Raw genomic sequence first — 20,564 nt, forward strand, 5'->3', positions numbered from 1 at the left:
CCCCGTTCCTCAATCCTGGCCTTCCATCGCTTCCAATTCGGCGATCATGCCCTCGATCATCCCGAGGCCGACCTGCCAGAAGCCGGGATCGCGCGCGTCGAGCCCGAACGGTGCCAGCAACTCGCCATAGGGCTTTGCGCCGCCCGCTGAGAGCAGCGCCATGTAGCGCTCCGCGAAACCGTCGCCGGACTTCTGATAGACGCCGTAGAGCGAGTTCACGAGGCAATCGCCGAACGCATAGGCGTAGACGTAGAACGGCGAGTGGATGAAGTGCGGGATGTAGGCCCAGAAGGGCTCGTACCCCGCATCCAGGGTGATCGCCGGGCCGAGGGATTCCGCCTGCACCGACAGCCACAGGGCGTTGATCTGCTCGGTGGTCAATTCGCCCTTCGCGCGGGCGAGGTGGACCTTCCGCTCGAACAAGTAGAACGCGATCTGGCGCACCACTGTGTTGATCATGTCCTCGACCTTCGCGGCGAGCATCGCCCGGCGCTGGGTCGTGTTCTGGGTCGCGGCGAGGAGCTTGCGGAAGGTCAGCATCTCGCCGAACACGCTGGCGGTCTCGGCCAGCGTCAGCGGGGTCGGCGCCATGAGCGCGCCGTTCGGGCCCGCCAGCACCTGATGCACCCCGTGCCCGAGTTCGTGGGCGAGCGTCATCACGTCCCGCGGCTTGCCCTGGTAGTTCACCAGCACGTAGGGGTGCACGGAGGGCACGGTCGGGTGCGCGAAGGCCCCCGGCGCCTTGCCCGGCCGGGTCGGCGCGTCGATCCAGTTGCGGTCGAAGAAGCGCTTGGCGATGCCGGCCATGTCCGGCGAGAACGCCTCGTAGGCGGTCAGCACCGTATCGCGCGCCTCGGTCCAGGGGATCGTGCGCTGATCGACCTTCGGCAGGGGCGCGTTGCGGTCCCAATAGGGCAGGGTCTCCTGCCCGAACCACTTGGCCTTCAGCTTGTAGTAGCGGTGCGACAGGCGCGGATAGGCCGCCTGCACGGCATCGACCAGCGCCGCCACGACCTCCGGCTCGACGCGGTTCGAGAGGTGGCGGGCATCGGCCACGTCCCGGAAGCCGCGCCAGCGGTCGGAGATCTCCTTGTCCTTGGCCAGCGTGTTGGTGATGAGCGTGAACACGCGCAGGTTCGTGCGCAACACCTCGCTGATCGCCCCCGCCGCCTCCTTGCGCACGGTCCCGTCCGGGTCCTGCAGCTTGTTGAGGGTCGGCTCCAGGGACAGCCGCTCGCCCTGCACGGTGAAGCGCAGGCTGGCGATGGTCTCATCGAACAGCCGGTCCCAGGCGGCGTTCGCCGTCACCGACTTCTCGAGGAACAGCTTCTCGATCCGGTCCTCGAGCTGGAACGGCTTCTCCCGGCGGAGGTCGTCGATCCACGGGGCGTAGCGCGAGAGCGGCTCCCGCGCCTTGGCGGCGTCGAGGGTCGCGTCGTCCACGCGGTTCAGTTCGAGGCCGAAGAACAGCAGGTCGCCGGAGGCGTTGGTCAGCCGCTCGCGGGTGTCGCCGTAGAACTTGGCGCGGGTCTCGTCCGTCGTGTCGCCGGAATAGACGAGCCCGGCATAGGACATCAGCTTGCCGAGCAGGTCCTCGATCCGCTCGTAGGCGGCGACGGCTTCCGCGAGGCGCGCGGACGCGTCCGGCCCCGTGGCGAGGCCGGTGATCTTGCCCGCATACGATTCGTTGAACTGGCGGCATTCCTCCTCGGCGCGGGTGAGGTCCGTCGAGAAGTTCGGATCGTCCAGCCCGCCATACAGGTCGGTCAGGTCCCATTCCGGCAGCGGGCCGAGAATCTGGCCGAGATCGGCCGCCTTCGCGGCGGCGCGGGCGGCATCGGCTCCTTCTGCCATCACGGCGGGCAGCGGGGCGGCGGGGCTCACTCTCATCGGGTCTTCAGTCCTCGGGCGCGTTGGGGCAGCGTGCGCTCAGGGGGGATATCGAGCGAAGCCCGCTGCAGTTCAACGCAAGCGTCCATCTCTTGCCCCAGAGCACGATCCGCCGGGAAGACAAAACGTCGTTAAGCGCGACTTTACGGATCTGGGCGAGGGTACGGCTCGAAACGAAACAGCCGCCGAATCGGACGCGCGCCGGACTCCCGGCGCCGAGCCGCAGGGTGCGGCCTCAAGGGTGCCGCCATGTCGACCGCCGTCCTCATCGTCGACGACGATCCCGTGCAGCGCCGCCTGACCGAGGCCGCCGTCCGCCGGTTCGGCTTCGAGGCGCGGGTGGCAGAGACGGGCATCGACGGACTCGCCATGCTGCGGGCCGAGGGCGCCGACGTGGTGCTCCTCGACATGGTGATGCCGGGGCTCGACGGGCTCGGCGTCCTGGCCGAGATGCGCCGCAGCGGCCTCGACACGCCGGTCATCGTGCAGACCTCGAACGGCTCCATCGACGCCGTCGTGAACGCCATGCGGGCGGGCGCGGTGGATTTCGTGGTGAAGCCGGCCGGCGCGGAGCGCCTTCAGGTCTCGATCAAGAATGCCCTGCGCGTCGATCACCTCGAAGAGGAGGTGCGCCGGATGCGCCGACGGGCCTCCGGGGCGCTGAGCTTCAAGGACCTCACCTCCCGCAGCCCGGACATGGAGCGGGTGATCCGCCTCGCCGAGCGGGCCGCCAAATCCACCATCCCCGTCCTGATCGAGGGCGAATCGGGTGTCGGCAAGGAGGTGCTGGCCCGCGCGATCCAGGGCTCCGGCGACCGCAAGGGCAAGCCCTTCGTCACGGTCAATTGCGGCGCGATCCCCGAGAACCTCGTGGAATCGACCCTGTTCGGGCACGAGAAGGGCGCCTTCACGGGGGCCACCGAGAAGCACGCCGGCAAGTTCGTGGAAGCCTCGGGCGGGACGCTGTTCCTCGACGAGATCGGCGAATTGCCCCTCGACGCGCAGGTGAAGCTCCTGCGCGCCCTTCAGGAGGGCGAGGTCGATCCGGTGGGCGGCAAGCGCGCGGTGCGTGTGGACATCCGCCTGATCTCGGCGACCAACCGCTCGCTCCTCGACCTCGTGAAGCAGGGCAAGTTCCGCGAGGACCTGTTCTACCGGCTGAACGTCTTCCCGATGACGCTGCCGCCTCTGCGGGCACGCCGCGAGGACGTCGCCGAGTTAGCGCGCTCATTCTGTGCGCGGTTTGCCGCCGAAGAAGGCAAGCGCGTCCGGGGCATCAGCCAGGAGGCGATGGCGCTGCTCACCCGCTATCCCTGGCCCGGCAACGTCCGCCAGCTGGAGAACGCCCTGTTCCGCGCCGTGGTGCTGGCCGATGGCGACGAACTCACCCTGGCCGAGTTCCCGCAGATCGCAGCGCAGGTCGAGGGATTCGACGTGCGCATTCCCCCGGCGCCGAACCAGCCGGTGATGCAATCCTACGTGCCGGAGCCGGTGCGCGAGATCGTCCGGGTGGAGGTGCGCGATCCGCACGCCCTGTCGCTGGTCACGGAGGAGACCGGCGAGATCAAGACGATGGAGACCCTGGAGACGGACATCATCCGCTTCGCCCTGCAATTCTACCGGGGGCGGATGTCCGAGGTGTCCCGGCGGCTCGGAATCGGCCGCTCGACCCTCTACCGCAAGCTGAAGGATCTCGGCCTCGAAGGCGAGGAGAAGGCCGACGACGCGGCCTGACCGGCGAATCGACCGGACCACCCGGCGCAACTCGACTTTGGTACGGGAAATGGCCTGTCGAACTCCCCTGCGGAGGGGGCATCGGGCGATTGCGACGATTGAGCCCGTCGGCTAGATACGCTACCAACGAAAAAACAGTTGCGCCCAAGGGATCCGCATCAGATGGCCGAGAGTCAAACCGTGTCGGGGCACGCCTACAGCCCGGCGATGGATGGGTCCACTCACGAGCAGACCTATCGCGGCTTCGTCCGCTTCGTGGAAATCGGAACCGGCGTCGTCATCTGCTGGGTCCTCGCCCTCGCCGTGGGCGGCATCCGCGAGGCGTGGCTGATGGCCATCTTCGGTGTGGTCGCCTCGGGTGCGGCCGGCGCCGTCGGCGCGCTCGCCCCGGCCATCGGCTGGCGGGCTCCGCTCGTGGTCGGCGTACTTCTTGCTTTGTATCTCGCGTTCGCCTGAGGCCGCATCGCGCGGCCGGGCCGGACCGGGGTCCCGGTCGGTTCAGCGGATCCGCTCGGCGGCAGGAATGCCGTCGGGTTACAACCGCTTCGAAATTCCTATCGCAACCTGACATGATCCCTCGAAATGTCGCCGAGCTTGGCGCATGCGGGGGGTCACACGCTTTTGTCTGAGGGTCGACGCATGCGCATCGCTGTGCTGTCCGAAAGGGACTCCGCGGAACCGCGGGTCGCGGCGGTGCCGGAGACGGTGAAGAAATTCAAGGCGCTCGGCGCCGACGTGGTGGTCGAATCCGGGGCCGGGACCCGCGCGGGCATCCCGGACAGCGAGTTCGAGGCCGCCGGCGCCACCGTCGCGTCGAGCGCCGAGGAGGCCGCCCGCGACGCCGACCTCGTGCTGAAGGTCCGCCGCCCGGCCAAGGAGGAGCTTCCGCACCTCCGGCGCGGCGCGACCGTGATCGCCATCATGGACCCCTACGGCAACGAGGCGGCCCTGAAGGACATCGCCGACGCGGGGGTCGATGCCTTCGCGATGGAGCTGATGCCCCGCATCACCCGCGCGCAGGTGATGGACGTGCTGTCCTCCCAGGCGAACCTCGCCGGCTACCGCTCCGTGGTGGACGGCGCCTCCGAATACGGCCGCGCCATGCCGATGATGATGACGGCGGCCGGCACCGTGCCGGCGGCCCGCGTCTTCGTGATGGGCGTGGGCGTCGCCGGCCTCCAGGCCATCGCCACCGCCCGCCGCATGGGCGCGGTCGTGACCGCCACCGACGTGCGCCCCGCCACCAAGGAGCAGGTCGAATCGCTCGGCGCGAAGTTCGTCGCCGTCGAGGACGAGGAGTTCAAGCAGGCCGAGACCTCCGGCGGCTACGCCAAGGAGATGTCGGCCGAGTACCAGAAGAAGCAGGCCGATCTGGTGAAGGGCCACATCGCCAAGCAGGACATCGTCATCACCACGGCCCTCATCCCGGGCCGCCCGGCGCCGAAGCTCGTCTCCGAGGAGATGGTCGCCTCGATGAAGCCGGGCTCGGTGCTGGTGGACCTCGCGGTGGAGCGCGGCGGCAACGTCGTCGGCGCGAAGCCGGGCGAGATCGTCGTCACCGACAAGGGCGTGAAGATCGTCGGCCACCTCAACGTGCCGGGGCGCCTCGCCGCCACGGCGTCGAGCCTCTACGCCCGCAACCTCTACGCCTTCATCGAGACCCTGGTCGACAAGGAGTCCAAGGCTCTGGCGATCAAGTGGGACGATGAACTGGTGAAGGCCACCAACCTCACCCGCGACGGGTCCGTCGTCCACGCCTCCTTCCAGCCGAAGACCGACGGCGCCGCCTCCGAGGCCGGCGCGGTCGGCCTGGCCAAATCGGAGCCGGGCAAGTCCCCGGCTGCCGGCGCCGCCTGATCCGTCGAGGGGATTCCTGTCATGGCAAACGTTGTCGTCGTTCCTCCCGACCAAGCGGCCGATCAGGCCCGCGTCCTGGCCGATGCGGCCCGTGCCGCCGCCGCCGTCGCCCGTAACGCCGCCGATCAGGCGCAGGTCATCGCCGACGGCATGGGCCACGGCGTGGCCGCCGCCACCGGCGGCGCGGTCGATCCCACCGTCTTCCGGCTCGCGATCTTCGTGCTGGCGATCTTCGTCGGCTACTACGTCGTGTGGTCGGTGACCCCGGCGCTCCACACGCCGCTCATGTCCGTCACCAACGCGATCTCCTCGGTGATCATCGTCGGCGCGCTCCTCGCCGTGGGCGTGCCGCTCATCGAGAAGGGTACGGGCGTCGCCCGCTTCTTCGGCTTCATCGGTATCGTGCTCGCCAGCGTGAACATCTTCGGGGGCTTCCTCGTCACGCAGCGCATGCTCGGCATGTACAAGAAGAAGGGCTGAGCCGGTGTCCGAGAACGTCTCCTCACTCCTCTACATCGTCGCCGGCGTCTTGTTCATCATGGCGCTGCGGGGGCTCTCGCACCCGACCACCTCCCGCCAGGGCAACATGTACGGCATGGTCGGCATGGCGCTCGCCATCCTGACCACCCTGGTCGGCCATCCGCCGGCCGGCTTCGGCGCCTGGATCCTCGTGCTGCTCGGCCTTGGCCTCGGCGGCGGCGCGGGTGCGGTGATCGCCAAGCGCGTGCCGATGACCGCCATGCCGCAGCTGGTCGCGGCCTTCCACTCGCTCGTCGGCCTCGCGGCGGTGTTCGTGGCGGCGGGCGCCCTCTACGCCCCGCAGGCCTTCGGCATCATCGAGAACGGCCACTTCCACAAGCAGTCGCTCTTCGAGATGGGCCTGGGCGTCGCCATCGGCGCCATCACCTTCACCGGCTCGGTCATCGCCTTCGCGAAGCTCGACGGCCGCATGTCCGGCAAGCCGATCATGCTGCCGCAGCGCCACCTCATCAACGCGCTGCTCGCCGCCGGCCTCGTGCTGCTGATCGCCCTGTTCATCGGCACCGAATCGAAGGCCATCTTCTGGCTGATCATCCTCGCCTCGCTGGTGCTCGGCGGCCTGATCATCATCCCGATCGGCGGCGCCGACATGCCCGTCGTCGTGTCGATGCTCAACTCCTACTCGGGTTGGGCGGCGGCCGGCATCGGCTTCACCCTGGGCAACCTCGCGCTCATCATCACGGGCGCGCTGGTCGGCTCCTCGGGCGCGATCCTGTCGTACATCATGTGCCACGCGATGAACCGCTCGTTCATCTCGGTCATCCTCGGCGGGTTCGGCGGTGATTCCGCCGCCGCGGCCGGGGGCGGGCAGGTCGAGACGCGCCCCGTGAAGCAGGGCTCGTCGGACGACGCGGCCTACATCATGAAGAACGCCGAGCGCGTCATCATCGTCCCCGGCTACGGCATGGCGGTCGCCCAGGCGCAGCACAGCCTGCGCGAGATGGCCGACATGCTGAAGAAGGAAGGCGTCGACGTGAAATACGCCATCCACCCGGTGGCGGGCCGCATGCCGGGCCACATGAACGTGCTGCTCGCCGAGGCGAACGTGCCCTACGACGAGGTGTTCGAGCTGGAGGACATCAACGGCGAGTTCCCGCAGGCGGACGTCGCCTTCGTGATCGGCGCCAACGACGTCACCAACCCGGCCGCCAAGACGGACAAGGCCTCGCCGATCTACGGCATGCCGATCCTCGACGTGGAGAAGGCCAAGACCGTGCTGTTCATCAAGCGCGGCATGGGCTCGGGCTACGCGGGCGTGGAGAACGAGGTGTTCTTCCGCGACAACACGATGATGCTGTTCGGCGACGCCAAGAAGGTAGTCGACCAGATCCTCAAGGCGTTCTGATCGCCCGAATGGGACGGAACCGGTGGGCGGGCGATGAGCCCGCCCCTTTTTCGTGTGAGGGTGCCACAGCATTGCCCCGGCCGGCGGTGTAGGATGCGCCCGTGTCTGCCGCCTCAGCCCTGATCGAACCCGCCTCCCTCCTCGGCGTCGACTGCTCCGTCACGGGGCGGCGCTGGGCGACCCGCTGCGCGGGGCTCGACAGCGATCTCGCCATCGCGCGGATGGTACAGGCCCACGCCCTGCCGGAGCTCCTGGCCCGCGTGCTGGCCGGGCGCGGCGTGCGCCCCGACGCGGCCGACGCCTTCCTGGCACCGCGCCTGCGCGACCTTATGCCGGACCCCGACACGCTCCTCGACATGCAGCCGGCGGTGCGCCGCCTCGCCCGCGCCGTGCGCGAGGGCGAGCGGGTGGCGGTGTTCGGCGATTACGACGTGGACGGCGCGGCGAGCGCGGCGATGCTCGCGGAATACCTGCGCGGCCTCGGGCTCACGGTGCCCGTTTATATCCCCGACCGGATCGCCGAGGGCTACGGTCCGAACGAGGGCGCCATCGCGGCGCTCGCGGCCGAGGGCGCGCGGGTCCTCGTCTGCGTCGATTGCGGCACGAGCGGCCACGGTCCCCTGGAACAGGCGGCGCGCAATGGCCTCGGCGTGATCGTCCTCGACCACCACGCCGCCTCGGAGATCCTGCCGCAGGTCCATGCGGTGGTGAACCCGAACCGGCAGGACGACCTGTCCGGCCTCGGCCATCTCTGCGCGGCGGGGGTGGTGTTCCTCACCCTCGTGGCCCTGAACCGCCTGCTGCGGATCGAGGGCTATTTCACATCCGAGCGGCCGGAGCCGCGCCTCACCGATTGCCTCGACCTCGTGGCCCTGGCCACCGTGGCCGACGTGGTGCCCCTGCGCGACCTGAACCGCGCCTTCGTGGTGCAGGGCCTGTCGGTGATGCGCCATCGCGGACGCACCGGCCTCGCCGCGCTCCTCGATGCCTCGTCGCTCTCGGAACCGCCCGAGGCGTGGCATCTCGGCTTTGTGCTGGGGCCGCGCATCAACGCGGGCGGCCGGATCGGCGATGCCGGGCTCGGCGCGCGGCTGCTCTCCACCCGCGACGCGGCCGAGGCGGCGCGGATCGCCGCCGATCTCGACCGCCTGAACCGCGAGCGGCAGGCCATCGAGGCGCAGGCCGTCGCCGAGGCCGAGGCCGAGATGGACCGGGCGCTCACGGATGATCCGGCCCTGCCGGTCCTCGTCATCGGCAAGAGCGAATGGCACCCCGGCATCGTCGGCCTCGTGGCCGCGCGGCTGAAGGAGCGCTTCGGCCGTCCGGCCTTTGCCTTCGCGATCCGGCCGGATGGTAGCGCCACCGGGTCCGGGCGCTCGGTGCCGGGGGTCGATCTGGGGCATGCGGTGCGGGCCTGCGTCGAGGCCGGCACGGCGCGTAAGGGCGGCGGCCACGCCATGGCGGCGGGCGTCACCCTCGACGGCGACGCGATTACCGCCTTCGGCCGGCATCTCTCGACCCATCTCGGGGCGGCGGTGGAGAAGGCCCGCGCGGCGGACGCCCTGCTCATCGACGGCACCCTCAGCGCCGGGGGCGCCACAGCCGAGACGGTGCGGCTGCTCCAGCGGGCGGGCCCGTTCGGGCAGGGCGCGCCGGAGCCGCTCTTCGCCCTGGCGCGGCACCGGATCGTGGATGCCGGCATCGTCGGGACGGGCCATGTCCGCGCGCGGCTGCGCAGCCGCGATGGGCAGGCGGTGGGTGCCATCTGCTTCCGCGCCGCCGAGCGGCCCCTCGGCCGGGCGATCCTCGACAGCATCGGCCGCGAGGTCCACGTCGCGGGCACGCTCTCGCGGGACCAATGGCGCGGCGCCGAGCGGGCGCAGGTCCGCATCGTCGATCTCGCCCCGGCGGATTGACCCCTCCCGTGGACGCCAGCCCGCCCCCCGCCATCGTGCGCCCGGCGCCGGATTGCGACGCAGCGACCCGCGCCCGCATCCTCGCCCCCCGCCGGCCGGGGGACGACGTGGCGAACCTCACCTGCTCCGTGCGCCTCGGGCCGGGGGAGCGCGTGACGAAGCGCCTGCTCCTCGAAGGATCGGCGGCCTCGGGCGTCACCGTCGCCTGCGACGGCGGCGCCATCGGGCCGGGGGAGGCGGGGGCCGGCCTCCTCGACTTCGCGGTGGAGATCCGCTCACGTCCGCCCGCGCCGGGCTCCACCCGCTGGGACCGGCCGGAGGGCGTCACCCTCCGGGGCTGCGCCATCCTCGGTCATGTCCGCATCTGGGGCATGGGGATGAACGGGCAGGGCGAGCGGGTGCGAGATTCCTCGCACAGCCTCGGCCATACCGAGCGCGCTCAGGCGGCCGCGCCGAGCCGGGTGAGCATTCTCGACAGCGCGATCACCGCCTTCGGGCGAATCCCGGTCTATCTCGGGCCGGGGGTGACGGGCTTCACCCTGCGCGGCTCCACGATCGCCGGCACGTCATCCGCGACGGCGGTCTATCTCGATGCCGAGAGCGCGGACAACGTGATCGCGGACAACGATTTCGACATCCGCACCGGCCGCGAGATCGTCGCGGTCGATGGCTCGGCCCGCAACCGGATCACCGGTAACCGCTTCGCCCTGCACGGGGAGGGCGGGGTGCGCCTCTACCGCAATTGCGGGGAGGGCGGCACGGTGCGCCACCAGACGCCGTCCGAGAACGTCGTCACCGGCAACACCTTTCGCGGCGCGGGCTTCTTCGCCGCGCCGATCGTCGTGAATTCCCGCAACGGCTGGGACATCCATTGCGGGGCCGATTCCGGCTACCCGTTCGGCAGCAGCCTCGACAACCGGGACAACGGCACCGGCAACGTCGTAGAGCCGAACCGGACGGAGTGAGTGGGCTAGCCGCCCGCCATCACCAGCGCCCAGAACCGCTTGTAGCGGGTGTCCGGCGCGTCCACGCGGGCGATGCCGATCCGGCGGATCTGCGGGATCAGCATGTTCTTGTTGTGCTCCGGCGAGTTCTTCCAGCGGGCGAAGACCTGCTCGAACGTCTCCGAGCCGGCGCTCAGGTTCTCGGCGGCGTAGGCGCGCGCGAGGCCCGCCGCGCCCATGCGGGAAGTGAAGCTGCCGCCGACATCGTGGCTGAGCTGCCCGTGCCGGGCATTGTTGCCGGCCTGGAAGGCGGCGGCCTTCACGAGGCCGGAATCGACCACCACCGGGCTCAGGCCGTGCTGAACGCGGTAGGCCGAGATCGCGGCGGCGGCGGCGACCTCGTCGAGGAGGGTCGTCTGGGTGGGATAGCGCGCGGCCGGCTCCTCCGTGAGGGAGAGACGTCCGCAGCCGGCGAGGGGCAACAGGGTGAGGGCGAGGGTCAGGAGGCGGGTCGGCGTCACGGGATCGGCTGCTGAGCGGATGCGATGCGCGTCCCTCCCGGTCCCTTGCGGCGAAAGCACGGCAAACCGCGGCGGCGATGGCGCGCGCCGCCCGGCCGTGGCGCGGGGGCCACGGCGGCTCAGGTGATGTAGGGCTCGCAGGCCAGCATCGACGGTGCGAAGGCCGAGAGCAGGGCCTGATCGAGATGGCCCTGCATCTCGACCATGATGGCCAGCGCTTCGGCGGGTCTCGCGGGCTGGCGGTAGGCGCGCCGCTCGGTGAGGGCGGAGAACACGTCGCAGATCGCGACGATGCGCACGAGATCGCTGATCTGCTTGCCCTTCAACCGGTCGGGATAGCCGGTGCCGTCGATCCGCTCGTGATGGTGGCGGACGACGTCGATCACCTCGTCATCGAAGCCGCCCTGCGCGATGAGCAGCGAGGCGCCGATCTCCGGGTGGCGGCGCATAAGCCGCAACTCGTTGACGTCGAGACGGCCCGGCTTGTCCAGGATCTCCTTCGGGATGCGGGCCTTGCCGAGGTCATGCAGCAGGCTTGCCCGCGCCAGCCGGGCGAGGTCGGTGCGCGACAGGCCGATCCGCCCGCCGAAGGCCGCGCAGAGCCCCGCGACGCTCAACGTATGCTCGTAGACGCCGGCATCGTGGCGCCACAACTCCGCGAGCCAGGCCGAGATGCCGGCGTCCGAGACGGCGGCGAGCACCGTCTCGGTGCCCCTGTCGACATCCGCCGGCGCCAGCGTCCCGCCCAGGGCGGCGCTGTCGAACAGGTCGGTGACGATGCTCCTGGCCGCCTGCGCCCGCTCGGTCAGGCGGCGGGCCCGCGCCGCCGCCGCCCGGCTGGCCGCCTCGATCAGCGCGAAGGTCTTAGTGAGGATCACCTCGCGCGAGGCGCCTGCCGGCAGGACGACGGTGTTGGCGTCCCGCTTCACGCCCTCGCCGCGGGCGAGGATGATGCGGGGCACGGCGGGGTTGAAGACGTCGAGCCGGCGGGTCCAGTCCGCCAGGGCGACGGGGGCGAGGTCGAGCACCGCCAGGACCGGGCGACCCCGCGCGGGGGATTCCCCGGGGGCATGCGCGCGGCAGGCGGTCACGAACGCGATGGCACGGGCCAGCGCGGCTCGCTCGGTGGGCCGGTCGGAGACCAGCAGGACGAACGCATCACTCGCTAGAGGAAGCGGTCTGTCCGGAGACGGAGACACGCGAACCTCGTGAGTCTGAAGGTGGCCGCCGGTTCTTTGGCATTAGCACGATCGCCTTATCGAGGCGTTAACCATCTTCCTCTTTCGCGCGGAGGGGAAGTATGTCGTTTCGATGAACGTGACGTTGTGTTCATAGCCTGCTCCCCCCACCGGCCGAGGAGTTATCCTACGGCGGCCGCTTATTTGCGAGGAGGTCGCGCGTTACCGCCACACGGAGAAGCTGCACAGCTTTCGCGTGTGAGGGTTGCCGATTTATGCTGCGGGCTGGGGTCGCTTAACTGCCGGTGAGGCGTTCGGCCTAGCCGAGATAGTGGCCGTACAGGTCCACGTGGTGGGCGAGGCCGAGGCCGTGGTCGCGCACCAGCCGCTCGGCCCGTTCCGTGTCCCGCGCCTGCAGGGCGGCGATGATCGCCTGATGCTCGCGGATGGAGCTTTCGGCCCGCTCGCCCTGGCGCAGCGCGGCGTTGCGGATCGCCCGCACATGCATCAGCAGGTTGCCGGTCAGTTCGGTGATCGCCTCGCAATGGCCGAGGCGGATGATGGTCTGGTGGAAGCGGATGTTCGCGTCCGAGTATTCGTCGATGTGTTCGGCCGGCTTGCCGGAGTAGAATTCCGGGAAGCCGTCCCGCAGCTCCTGCAACTGTGCGTCGCTGGCCCGCGCGCAGGCGAGGCGCGCGGCCATGCTCTCCAGGGCCGCCCAGGCCTGGATCATCCCCACGATCTCGCGCTTGCTCTTGCGGATGACGAAGACGCCGCGCCGCGCCTCGGAGCGCACGAAGCCCTCCTGTTCCAGCACGGTCAGGGCCTCCCGCACGGGGGTGCGGCTCACGCCGAGATCTTGCGAGAGCTTGCGCTCGTCCAGGCGGATCTCGTCCGACCGCCCGTAGATGTCCATCTTGGTGATCGCCGCCTTCAGCGCCTCGTAGGCGAGGGTCCGAAGGCTCGAACTGACGACGATCGGCTTCACGCTCAGCGGTTCAGAATTCGCCATGCCTCGTCCGGCCGTCCTACGGTCAGGTCTCGTGTTCCATGAGACCAAGACCGGCCTAGACCAAAGGCGCCTTGGGGAATAGGCGAAAGCACAAAGTTTCACAGGCAGTGGCAGGGCGGCAGCACTTCCCGGGCGAGCCGCCATGCACCGGAGGATCGGAATGGACGCGCAGGAGCGGCAGGCACGGGAGGGCGTGGTCGCGGCCGCGCGGGACCTCGACGCGATGGGGCTCAACCGGGGCACGTCGGGCAACGTCTCGTGCCGCTTCGGCGGGGGGCTGCTCATCACCCCCTCCGGCGTGCCGACCGCCGACCTCACCCCGGAGGGCATCGTGCCGATGGGGCTCGACGGGAGCTACCCGGAGGGCATGAAGCCGTCCTCGGAATGGCGCTTCCACCGCGACATCCTCGCCGCGCGGCCGGAGGTCGGCGCCGTGGTGCATGCGCACCCGATCTATTCCACCGCCTTCGCCCTGTGCGGGAAGGCGATTCCGGCGGTGCATTACATGATCGCGGCCTTCGGCGGGCCGGACGTGCGCTGCGCCCCCTACGCTCCCTACGGCACCGAGGCCCTGTCGCGGCTCGCCCTGGAGGCGCTGGAGGGCCGCTCCTGCTGCCTGCTGGCCAACCACGGCATGATCGCCGCCGGCTCCGATCTCCGCCGCGCCCTGTGGCTGGCGCAGGAACTCGAGACCCTGTGCCAGCAATACGCGGTGGCCCTTCAGGTCGGGGCGCCGCAGGTTCTGTCGGACGCGGAGATCACCGAGACGGTCGAACGCTTCCGGGGCTACGGGTTGAATGCGGGCACCGGGGCAAAGAGCGCGACTTGATTGGGCATCGGCATGTCGCCAGAGTGCCCACGAACCCGGCAATCCGCGACCGGCACTTTTACTCCCTGAGCAAGATCGACCGATGGCTGCGCGCGATACCCGCGAAACCCAGTACAGGCCGCTCTCTAAGCCCGGAATCTACCTGGCGCGGATGGTGATCTTCCTCGCCCTCGTCGGATTTCTCGCCTTCATTCTGTTCAAGCAGATCACGCCGGCCTTTCTCGCCAATCCCGGGCTGAACGGCCTGATCCTCGGCGTGCTGCTCATCGCGGTGATCATCGCCTTCGGGCAGGTGATGCGGCTCTCGCGTGAGGTCGCCTTCGTCAACGCGGCGGCGGCGGGGGAGACCGCGCGCAAGCCCGCGCTCCTGCTCAAGCCGCTCTCCCGCGCCATCGCCGCCCGCACCGGCGGCAATCCCGTGCCCGGCACGGGGATGGTGCTCGACACCATCGCAGCCCGCCTCGACGAGGGGCGCGAGATGCTGCGCTACATCGCCGGCATCCTCATCCTGCTCGGCCTCCTCGGCACCTTCTGGGGCCTCATCGACACGCTCTCGGCGGTGGGCGGCGTCATCAAGGGCATGCGCGGCGGCGGCGATGCCGGCGTGATGTTCGATGAACTGAAATCCGGACTCGCCGTGCCGCTCTCCGGCATCGGCCTCGCCTTCTCCGCCTCGCTGTTCGGCCTCGCCTCGTCCCTGATCACCGGGTTCCTGGAGTTGCAGGCGGGGCAGGCCCATGCACGTTTCCACAACGAATTGCAGGATTGGCTGATGGCCGTCGGCGTCGCCACCGAGCCGACCCTCACCGCCGCCGCCCCGGCACCCGCCCAGGCCGGCCCCTCGACGCGGGAGTTGAAGGAGGCGGTGGATCACCTCTCGGCCATCATCGCCGACAGCGGCGGCAACCGCGCGACGACGCTCGCCATGACGAACCTCGCCGAGGGCATCCAGGGCCTCGTCCAGCACATGCGGGCCGAGCAGCAGATGATCCGCGACTGGGTGGAGGCCCAGGCGAGCCGCGAGCGTGAACTGAAGCAGGTGCTCGACCGGCTCGGCCGGGAGCGCGTCTGATGGCGTCCACCGCCGCCCGTAGCCGGCGCAGCCTCAACGTCTGGCCGGGCTATGTCGACGCCCTGGCGACGCTGCTGCTGTCGGTGGTCTTCCTGCTGACCGTCTTCGTGGTCGGGCAGTTCTTCCTCTCGCAGGAACTGACAGGGCGCGACGCGACGCTCGCCCGCCTGAACCGCCAGCTTGCGGACCTCACCGACCTCTTGGCCCTCGAACGCTCGAAGAAGCAGGGCGACGAGGCGGAGATGCGCGACCTGCGCTCGACGCTCGCCGCCGTGCAGGCCGAGCGCGATCAGGCCAAGACCCAGGCCGAGGCTGCCACGGTCAGCCAGGGCGCGGCCGGCACTCTCGACAAGCAACTGGAAGCCGAGCGCGGCGCCACCAAGCGGGCCCTGACGCAGGTCGATCTCCTCAACGAGCAGATCGCCGCGATGCGCCGCCAACTCGCGGCGCTGGAGGATGCCCTTGCCGCCTCCGAGAACCGCGACCGGGAGAGCCAGGCGCGCATCGCCGAACTCGGCAGCCGCCTGAACGTGGCGCTGGCGCAGAAGGTTCAGGAACTCGCCCGCTACCGCTCCGACTTCTTCGGCCGCCTGCGGCAGATCCTGGGTAGCCGAGCCGACATCCGCGTGGTGGGCGACCGCTTCGTCCTGCAATCGGAGGTGCTGTTCCCCGGCGGCTCGGCGACGCTGAAGCCCGAGGCCGCGCCGGAACTCGACCGGATCGCCGCCGCCATCGCCGACCTCGCCAAGCAGATCCCGGCGGACCTGCCCTGGGTCCTGCGCGTCGATGGGCACACGGATGCCCGGCCCATCGCGACCTCGCAATTCCCGTCGAACTGGGCGCTGTCGGCGGCCCGCGCCATCGCGGTGGTGCAGTACCTCGCCAGCAAGGGCATCCCGCCGCAGAACCTGCTGGCAGGGGCCTTCGGCGAGTTCCAGCCCCTCGACCAGGGGACGACGGACGAAGCCTATGCCCGCAACCGCCGGATCGAACTGAAGCTGACCGAGCGGTAGGCGGCGCGCTACTGCGCCGTCTCGCTCGGCACCGTGCGGTTCCGGCCCGATTCCCGACCCCGCGCCGTCTCGTCGAGGGCATCGGTGAATTGCAGGCTCGCCAGCTGCGCGTAGAGCGCGCCGTAGGCGAGCAGGCTCTCGTGCGTCCCCGATTCCACGATCCGCCCGTCATCGATGACGAGGATGCGGTCGGCCGCGCGGATCGTCGCGAGGCGGTGGGCGATCACGATGGTCGTGCGCCCGCGCATCAACGTGCCCAGCGCCGCCTGCACCGCGCGCTCGGACTCGGCGTCGAGCGCCGAGGTCGCCTCGTCGAGGAGCAGGATCGGCGCGTCCTTCAGGATCGCGCGGGCGATGGCGATGCGCTGCCGCTGCCCGCCGGAGAGGGTCACGCCGCGCTCGCCCACCTGGGTGTCGTAGCCCTGCGGCAGGGCCTCGACGAAGGCGTGGGCGTTGGCGAGGTCCGCCGCCCGGCGCACCTCCGCGTCCGTCGCGGCGGCGCGGCCGTAGCGGATGTTCTCCGCGACGGTGCCCGAGAACACCACCGGGTCCTGCGGCACCAGGGCGATGCGGGCGCGCAGGGCCTCCGGATCGACCGTCGCGATGTCGATCCCATCGACGCGGACTTGCCCGCCCTGCGGATCGTAGAAGCGCAGGAGCAGTTGCAGCACCGTCGACTTGCCCGCCCCCGAGGGGCCAACCAGGGCGATCCGCTCGCCGGGCGCCGCCGTGAAGCTCAGCCTGTCGAGGGCGAGATGGTCCGGCCGCGTCGGATAGGAGAAGCGCACCGCGTCGAACTCCACCCCGCCGCGCGCCGGCTCCGGCAGGGGCAGGGCGGGTACGGGGGCCTTCACCGCCGGCTCGGCGGAGAGGATCTCGGTGAGCCGCTCGGCGGCGCCGGCCGACATGGCGAGGTCGCCGTAGACCTCGGAGAGCTGGCCCAGTGCCCCGGCGCCGAACACCGCGTAGAGCACGAATTGCGAGAGCTGGCCGCCGGTGATCGTGTGGGCCAGCACGCCCTGCGCGCCGTACCACATCACCCCGACCACGGAGGCCGAGATGAGGAAGATCGCGACGCCGGTCAGGATGGCCCGCGCCCGGATCGAGGCCTGCGCGGCGCCGTAGGCCTCTTCCGATGCGGCGCGGAAGCGCGCCGCCGTCTCGGCCGAGCGGCCGAAGGCCTGCATGGTCCGCACCGCGCCGACCGCTTCGGCCGCGTAGGCCGAGGCCTCCGCGAGGCGGTCCTGCGCCGCCCGCGAGCGCCGCCGCACCCCGCGCCCGGAGAAGATGAGCGGGAACACGATCACCGGGATCGCCGCGAGCACCAGCACGGACAGGCTCGGGCTGGTGATCACCATCATCGTGATGGCGCCGACGAACAGGAACAGGTTGCGCAGCAGGATCGAGATCGAGACGCCGAAGGCCGCCTTGATCTGCGTGGCGTCGGCGGTGAGCCGGGAGACGATCTCGCCGGATTGCGCCTTGTCGAAGAAGGCGGGGTCGAGGATCGTCAGCCGGGCGAAGACCGCCGAGCGAAGGTCCGCCACCACGCGCTCGCCGAGGCTGACGACGGTGTAGACCCGCGCCGCGCTCGACAGGGCGAAGCACAGCACCACGCCGAGCAGGGCGAGGAAATAGGCGTCGATGACGCCGCTGCCGTCCTCGGTGAAGCCGTGATCGATCACCCGCCGCATGGCGATGGGCACGACGAGGGTCGAGCCCGAGGCGCAGACCAGCGCCACGATGCCGAGCGCGATGCGGGCCCGGTAGCGCAGGGCGAAGGGAATGAGCGGGCGCAGCGCCTTGATCGGTGCCTTCGGCCGCGCGGGACCGGCGGTGCCTGCGGCGGCTCTACCTTTGCGGGCCATCACGCCTCATCGTTCACTCCCCCGACGCTTGTTCCGGCGGGACGGCTGGGGTATACGCCGCCCCTTATCCGATTGCGTGTGTTCAATGGCCGCGGGCCGTCACCCGGTCGGCTTCCGACGCGCGGTTGCCATGAACGCCCCGTTCGACGCAACAGCGTAGACCCGTTTTAAAGTGGCAACCGGGTCGGGCGGCGCCCTTCGTGCCTCCCGCCGGCTGCGAGAACAATAGGGATCACGAGTCATGGCGAAGGCACCGGTGAACAAGGCCCCGGCGATTGCTCCGGGGAAGAGCGTCGAGAAGGTGAAGCGCTCGTCGGCGCCGACGGAGCACCCGGATTACCACTTCATCAAGGTGGCGATGACGGACGGCACAGTCTACCAGACCCGCTCCACCTGGGGCGCCGAGGGCGACACGCTCAACCTCGACATCGACCCGCTGACGCACCCGGCCTGGACCGGCGGCGAGCAGAAGATGCTCGACCGCGGTGGCCGCGTCTCGCGCTTCACCTCGCGCTTCGGCAACCTCGGCGCGCGCCGCTAAGGCGCCCCGCGACTCAGTTTCGATAGTCAGGCGGGCGGTCCTTCGGGGCCGCCCGTTTTCGTTGGTGACAGAATGTCCACAGGGGCGTTATACGTTAGTTGAACGTGGATCGTGGAGGATGCCATGAAGATCGAGGTGAAGAAGATCGGCAACTCGACGGGCCTGATCCTGCCGAAGGAATTCGTGAGCCGGCTGAACCTGTCGCAGGGGGATTGGCTGCACGTGACCGAGAACGCGGATGGTTCGGTGCGGCTGTCGCCCTATGACCCAACTTTCGAGAAAGGCATGGAGATCGCCGAGAAGGCGATGAAGACGTACCGCAACGCCCTCTCCGAACTCGCCAAGTAGGCCAACTCGCGAACGACGACGATGAGTGGAATCGTCTGGCTGACAAGTGAACTTGTTCAAGCCATCCACGCCCGGCAGCTTCGTCTGTTCGGCGGGCCGACCGGCCTGCGAGATGAAGGAGCACTCGAATCCGCCCTCGGCCGTCCGGTCAACCGGGCGGCCTATGGTGAGCCCGATCTCGCCGAGTTGGCAGCGGCCTACGCGTTCGACATCGCCAAGAATCATCCCTTCGTGGACGGGAATAAGCGCGCTTCTCTGCTCGCCCTCGTCACGTTCCTCGGACTCAACAAACTCGAGTTCGAGGCCGACGAAGCGCAAGCCGTGGTGATGATTCGCGGCCTCGCTTCAGGCGAGATCGACGAAGCCGGCCTCACGCGCTGGATCCGGGACAACTGGCCGAAAGACTAGCGCCCGCGTTACGGCGTCCCGGTGCCTTCCTGTGGGTGGGAGCGAGGCTTATCTCGTTGTCAAACGCAGTCGAGATGTCGAGCCGATGCCGAGCCCCTACAGAGACCGCGAAGCCAACCGCTTCACCGCCCGCGCCGGGCGCTATGCCAGCGTCGGCGCCAATGTTGGCGGCGTTGCCGCGCGCATGGCCATGTCGCGCCTGTTCGGGAAGGAAGGCACCACCAACGCCGCCGCCCTCGCGGAGGCCCTGGGCGGCCTGAAGGGGCCGATCATGAAGGTGGCGCAGCTTCTCGCCACCGTGCCGGATCTGCTTCCGCCGGAATACGCGTCCGAGTTGCAGAAGCTCCAGGCCGACGCGCCACCCATGGGCGCGGCCTTCGTGAAGCGCCGGATGCAGGCCGAACTCGGGCCCGACTGGTCGAACCGCTTCGGCAGCTTCGACCTGAAGCCCGCCGCCGCCGCCTCGCTGGGGCAGGTCCACCGCGCCACCACCAAGGACGGCCAGCAACTCGCCTGCAAGCTTCAGTACCCGGACATGCAATCGGCCGTGGAAGCCGACCTCAAGCAGCTCGAAGTCGCCTTCGCCCTGCACCGCCGGATGAATTCCTGGCTCGACACCCGCGAGATCGCCAAGGAGATCGGCGAACGGGTGCGCGAGGAACTGGATTACGAGCGCGAGGCCAAGCACGCGAAGCTCTACGGCGCCGTGCTGCGCGACATCGACGCCGTGCGCGTGCCGGAGGTGTTCCCGGAACTCTCCACCGGTCGCCTCCTGAGTCTCGGCTGGCTCGACGGTGAGAAGATCCTCGGCTTCACCGAAGGGTCGGTGGAGATCCGCAACCGCATTGCCCAGGCGATGTTCAAGGCGTGGTGGCACCCGTTCAGCCGCGCGGCGGTGATCCATGGTGATCCGCACCTCGGCAATTACACGATCTTCCGCGACGGCGGCGAGCCGGCGGGCATCAACCTGCTCGATTACGGCTGCGTCCGCATCTTCCACCCGCGCTTCGTCGGCGGCGTGGTCGATCTCTATCGCGGCCTGCTGGAGAACGACGAGTCGCGGGTCGTCCACGCCTACGAGGTCTGGGGTTTCCGCGATCTCGACCGGGAGAAGATCGAGATCCTCAACATCTGGGCGCGGTTCATCTACGGGCCGCTGCTGGAGGACCGGGTCCGCACCGTCGCCGACGGGGTGAAGCCCGGCGAATACGGACGGCGGCAGGCCTTCGAGGTGCATCAGGCCCTGAAGGAGCGCGGGCCGGTGACGGTGCCGCAGGAATTCGTCTTCATGGACCGGGCTGCGGTCGGCCTCGGCGCGGTGTTCCTGCACCTGCGCTCCGAGCTGAATTACCACCAGTTGTTCGAGGCGGAGATCGAGCACTTCTCCACGGACGCCCTCACCGTGCGTCAGGGGAAGGCCCTAGACGCGGCCGGGCTCGCCCGCCCGGTCTGAGGCGGGGCCGGCGTGCGCCATCGCACGCCGCCGCAGGAATAGTATACCCGAGCCGGCGACAGCATTCACTGCAGTTGCCGGCATCGCGACCCCGA

At 69.8% G+C, this 20,564-nt stretch carries 19 protein-coding genes; 14 read left to right on the top strand and 5 right to left on the bottom strand.

Annotated elements, in window-relative coordinates; genetic code table 11:
* Positions 1-9 precede the first annotated feature (9 nt).
* Complete coding sequence (locus ACXJ1Y_RS21130; RefSeq protein ID WP_463848037.1) at positions 10-1,890, bottom strand: M3 family oligoendopeptidase; 1,881 nt, start codon at positions 1,888-1,890, stop codon at positions 10-12.
* Positions 1,891-2,139: 249 nt separating this feature from the next.
* Here ACXJ1Y_RS21130 and ACXJ1Y_RS21135 point away from each other — a divergent pair, with 249 nt between their 5' ends.
* The 7 genes from ACXJ1Y_RS21135 (at position 2,140) to ACXJ1Y_RS21165 (ending at position 10,247) form a co-directional block, all read left to right on the top strand.
* Positions 2,140-3,624, top strand: a complete 1,485-nt coding sequence (locus ACXJ1Y_RS21135; RefSeq protein ID WP_342166333.1) for a sigma-54-dependent transcriptional regulator — start codon at positions 2,140-2,142, stop codon at positions 3,622-3,624.
* A 162-nt stretch (positions 3,625-3,786) separates the two neighbouring features.
* Complete coding sequence (locus ACXJ1Y_RS21140; protein WP_463848038.1) at positions 3,787-4,080, top strand: aa3-type cytochrome c oxidase subunit IV; 294 nt, start codon at positions 3,787-3,789, stop codon at positions 4,078-4,080.
* Positions 4,081-4,263: 183 nt separating this feature from the next.
* Positions 4,264-5,481 carry a Re/Si-specific NAD(P)(+) transhydrogenase subunit alpha gene (locus ACXJ1Y_RS21145; RefSeq protein WP_463848039.1) on the top strand — a complete coding sequence of 406 codons (1,218 nt, stop codon included), beginning with the start codon at positions 4,264-4,266 and terminating at the stop codon, positions 5,479-5,481.
* Between the two features lie 21 nt (positions 5,482-5,502).
* Positions 5,503-5,961 carry a proton-translocating transhydrogenase family protein gene (locus tag ACXJ1Y_RS21150; RefSeq protein WP_238204817.1) on the top strand — a complete coding sequence of 153 codons (459 nt, stop codon included), beginning with the start codon at positions 5,503-5,505 and terminating at the stop codon, positions 5,959-5,961.
* Between the two features lie 4 nt (positions 5,962-5,965).
* On the top strand, positions 5,966-7,366 hold the full coding sequence (locus tag ACXJ1Y_RS21155; protein ID WP_463848040.1) for an NAD(P)(+) transhydrogenase (Re/Si-specific) subunit beta: 1,401 nt from the start codon (positions 5,966-5,968) through the stop codon (positions 7,364-7,366).
* Positions 7,367-7,467: 101 nt separating this feature from the next.
* A complete protein-coding gene (gene recJ, locus ACXJ1Y_RS21160) occupies positions 7,468-9,282 on the top strand; it encodes a single-stranded-DNA-specific exonuclease RecJ (RefSeq protein WP_463848041.1) in 1,815 nt (604 codons plus the stop codon).
* 8 nt (positions 9,283-9,290) lie between these two features.
* Positions 9,291-10,247 carry a right-handed parallel beta-helix repeat-containing protein gene (locus ACXJ1Y_RS21165; RefSeq protein WP_463848042.1) on the top strand — a complete coding sequence of 319 codons (957 nt, stop codon included), beginning with the start codon at positions 9,291-9,293 and terminating at the stop codon, positions 10,245-10,247.
* 5 nt (positions 10,248-10,252) lie between these two features.
* On the opposite strand, the gene ACXJ1Y_RS21170 is transcribed toward ACXJ1Y_RS21165, so the two are convergent.
* From ACXJ1Y_RS21170 to ACXJ1Y_RS21180, 3 genes are all read right to left on the bottom strand, one after another.
* A complete protein-coding gene (locus ACXJ1Y_RS21170) occupies positions 10,253-10,747 on the bottom strand; it encodes a CAP domain-containing protein (RefSeq protein ID WP_463848043.1) in 495 nt (164 codons plus the stop codon).
* 119 nt (positions 10,748-10,866) lie between these two features.
* Complete coding sequence (locus ACXJ1Y_RS21175; RefSeq protein WP_463848044.1) at positions 10,867-11,946, bottom strand: HD-GYP domain-containing protein; 1,080 nt, start codon at positions 11,944-11,946, stop codon at positions 10,867-10,869.
* A 298-nt stretch (positions 11,947-12,244) separates the two neighbouring features.
* Positions 12,245-12,937, bottom strand: a complete 693-nt coding sequence (locus ACXJ1Y_RS21180; protein WP_463848045.1) for a GntR family transcriptional regulator — start codon at positions 12,935-12,937, stop codon at positions 12,245-12,247.
* Positions 12,938-13,097: 160 nt separating this feature from the next.
* Here ACXJ1Y_RS21180 and ACXJ1Y_RS21185 point away from each other — a divergent pair, with 160 nt between their 5' ends.
* From ACXJ1Y_RS21185 to ACXJ1Y_RS21195, 3 genes are all read left to right on the top strand, one after another.
* Positions 13,098-13,766, top strand: coding sequence for a class II aldolase/adducin family protein (locus tag ACXJ1Y_RS21185; protein ID WP_463848046.1), 669 nt, complete (start codon positions 13,098-13,100; stop codon positions 13,764-13,766).
* A gap of 82 nt (positions 13,767-13,848) precedes the next feature.
* Positions 13,849-14,838, top strand: a complete 990-nt coding sequence (locus tag ACXJ1Y_RS21190; RefSeq protein ID WP_463848047.1) for a flagellar motor protein MotA — start codon at positions 13,849-13,851, stop codon at positions 14,836-14,838.
* On the top strand, positions 14,838-15,851 hold the full coding sequence (locus tag ACXJ1Y_RS21195; protein WP_463848048.1) for a peptidoglycan -binding protein: 1,014 nt from the start codon (positions 14,838-14,840) through the stop codon (positions 15,849-15,851). Before ACXJ1Y_RS21190 ends, ACXJ1Y_RS21195 begins: the two co-directional genes overlap by 1 nt.
* An 8-nt stretch (positions 15,852-15,859) precedes the next feature.
* Here ACXJ1Y_RS21195 and ACXJ1Y_RS21200 read toward each other — a convergent pair whose 3' ends face one another.
* Positions 15,860-17,719: an ABC transporter transmembrane domain-containing protein gene (locus ACXJ1Y_RS21200; protein WP_463848049.1), complete on the bottom strand. Its 1,860-nt coding sequence runs from the start codon at positions 17,717-17,719 to the stop codon at positions 15,860-15,862.
* A gap of 301 nt (positions 17,720-18,020) precedes the next feature.
* On the opposite strand from ACXJ1Y_RS21200, the gene rpmE reads away from it, so the two are divergent.
* The 4 genes from rpmE (at position 18,021) to ACXJ1Y_RS21220 (ending at position 20,469) form a co-directional block, all read left to right on the top strand.
* Positions 18,021-18,260 carry a 50S ribosomal protein L31 gene (gene rpmE, locus ACXJ1Y_RS21205; RefSeq protein ID WP_313898773.1) on the top strand — a complete coding sequence of 80 codons (240 nt, stop codon included), beginning with the start codon at positions 18,021-18,023 and terminating at the stop codon, positions 18,258-18,260.
* Positions 18,261-18,383: 123 nt separating this feature from the next.
* On the top strand, positions 18,384-18,608 hold the full coding sequence (locus ACXJ1Y_RS21210) for an AbrB/MazE/SpoVT family DNA-binding domain-containing protein (protein WP_243958330.1): 225 nt from the start codon (positions 18,384-18,386) through the stop codon (positions 18,606-18,608).
* Between the two features lie 21 nt (positions 18,609-18,629).
* A complete protein-coding gene (locus ACXJ1Y_RS21215; protein ID WP_463848050.1) occupies positions 18,630-19,016 on the top strand; it encodes a type II toxin-antitoxin system death-on-curing family toxin in 387 nt (128 codons plus the stop codon).
* 85 nt (positions 19,017-19,101) lie between these two features.
* Positions 19,102-20,469 carry an ABC1 kinase family protein gene (locus ACXJ1Y_RS21220; protein WP_463848051.1) on the top strand — a complete coding sequence of 456 codons (1,368 nt, stop codon included), beginning with the start codon at positions 19,102-19,104 and terminating at the stop codon, positions 20,467-20,469.
* The last annotated feature ends 95 nt before the right edge of the window (positions 20,470-20,564 follow it).

The organism is Methylobacterium sp. TK26 (genome assembly GCF_055361565.1).

What these genes read in the sequence shown, in the direction of transcription:
- ACXJ1Y_RS21190 (WP_463848047.1), top strand. Translation starts at nt 13,849, where the DNA reads ATGGCTGCGCGCGATACCCGCGAAACCCAGTACAGGCCGCTCTCTAAG.
- ACXJ1Y_RS21215 (WP_463848050.1), top strand. Translation starts at nt 18,630, where the DNA reads ATGAGTGGAATCGTCTGGCTGACAAGTGAACTTGTTCAAGCCATCCAC.
- ACXJ1Y_RS21220 (WP_463848051.1), top strand. Translation starts at nt 19,102, where the DNA reads ATGCCGAGCCCCTACAGAGACCGCGAAGCCAACCGCTTCACCGCCCGC.
- ACXJ1Y_RS21135 (WP_342166333.1), top strand. Translation starts at nt 2,140, where the DNA reads ATGTCGACCGCCGTCCTCATCGTCGACGACGATCCCGTGCAGCGCCGC.
- ACXJ1Y_RS21185 (WP_463848046.1), top strand. Translation starts at nt 13,098, where the DNA reads ATGGACGCGCAGGAGCGGCAGGCACGGGAGGGCGTGGTCGCGGCCGCG.
- ACXJ1Y_RS21180 (WP_463848045.1), bottom strand. Translation starts at nt 12,937, where the DNA reads ATGGCGAATTCTGAACCGCTGAGCGTGAAGCCGATCGTCGTCAGTTCG.
- ACXJ1Y_RS21195 (WP_463848048.1), top strand. Translation starts at nt 14,838, where the DNA reads ATGGCGTCCACCGCCGCCCGTAGCCGGCGCAGCCTCAACGTCTGGCCG.
- ACXJ1Y_RS21145 (WP_463848039.1), top strand. Translation starts at nt 4,264, where the DNA reads ATGCGCATCGCTGTGCTGTCCGAAAGGGACTCCGCGGAACCGCGGGTC.
- ACXJ1Y_RS21210 (WP_243958330.1), top strand. Translation starts at nt 18,384, where the DNA reads ATGAAGATCGAGGTGAAGAAGATCGGCAACTCGACGGGCCTGATCCTG.
- ACXJ1Y_RS21200 (WP_463848049.1), bottom strand. Translation starts at nt 17,719, where the DNA reads ATGGCCCGCAAAGGTAGAGCCGCCGCAGGCACCGCCGGTCCCGCGCGG.
- ACXJ1Y_RS21150 (WP_238204817.1), top strand. Translation starts at nt 5,503, where the DNA reads ATGGCAAACGTTGTCGTCGTTCCTCCCGACCAAGCGGCCGATCAGGCC.
- ACXJ1Y_RS21130 (WP_463848037.1), bottom strand. Translation starts at nt 1,890, where the DNA reads ATGAGAGTGAGCCCCGCCGCCCCGCTGCCCGCCGTGATGGCAGAAGGA.
- ACXJ1Y_RS21140 (WP_463848038.1), top strand. Translation starts at nt 3,787, where the DNA reads ATGGCCGAGAGTCAAACCGTGTCGGGGCACGCCTACAGCCCGGCGATG.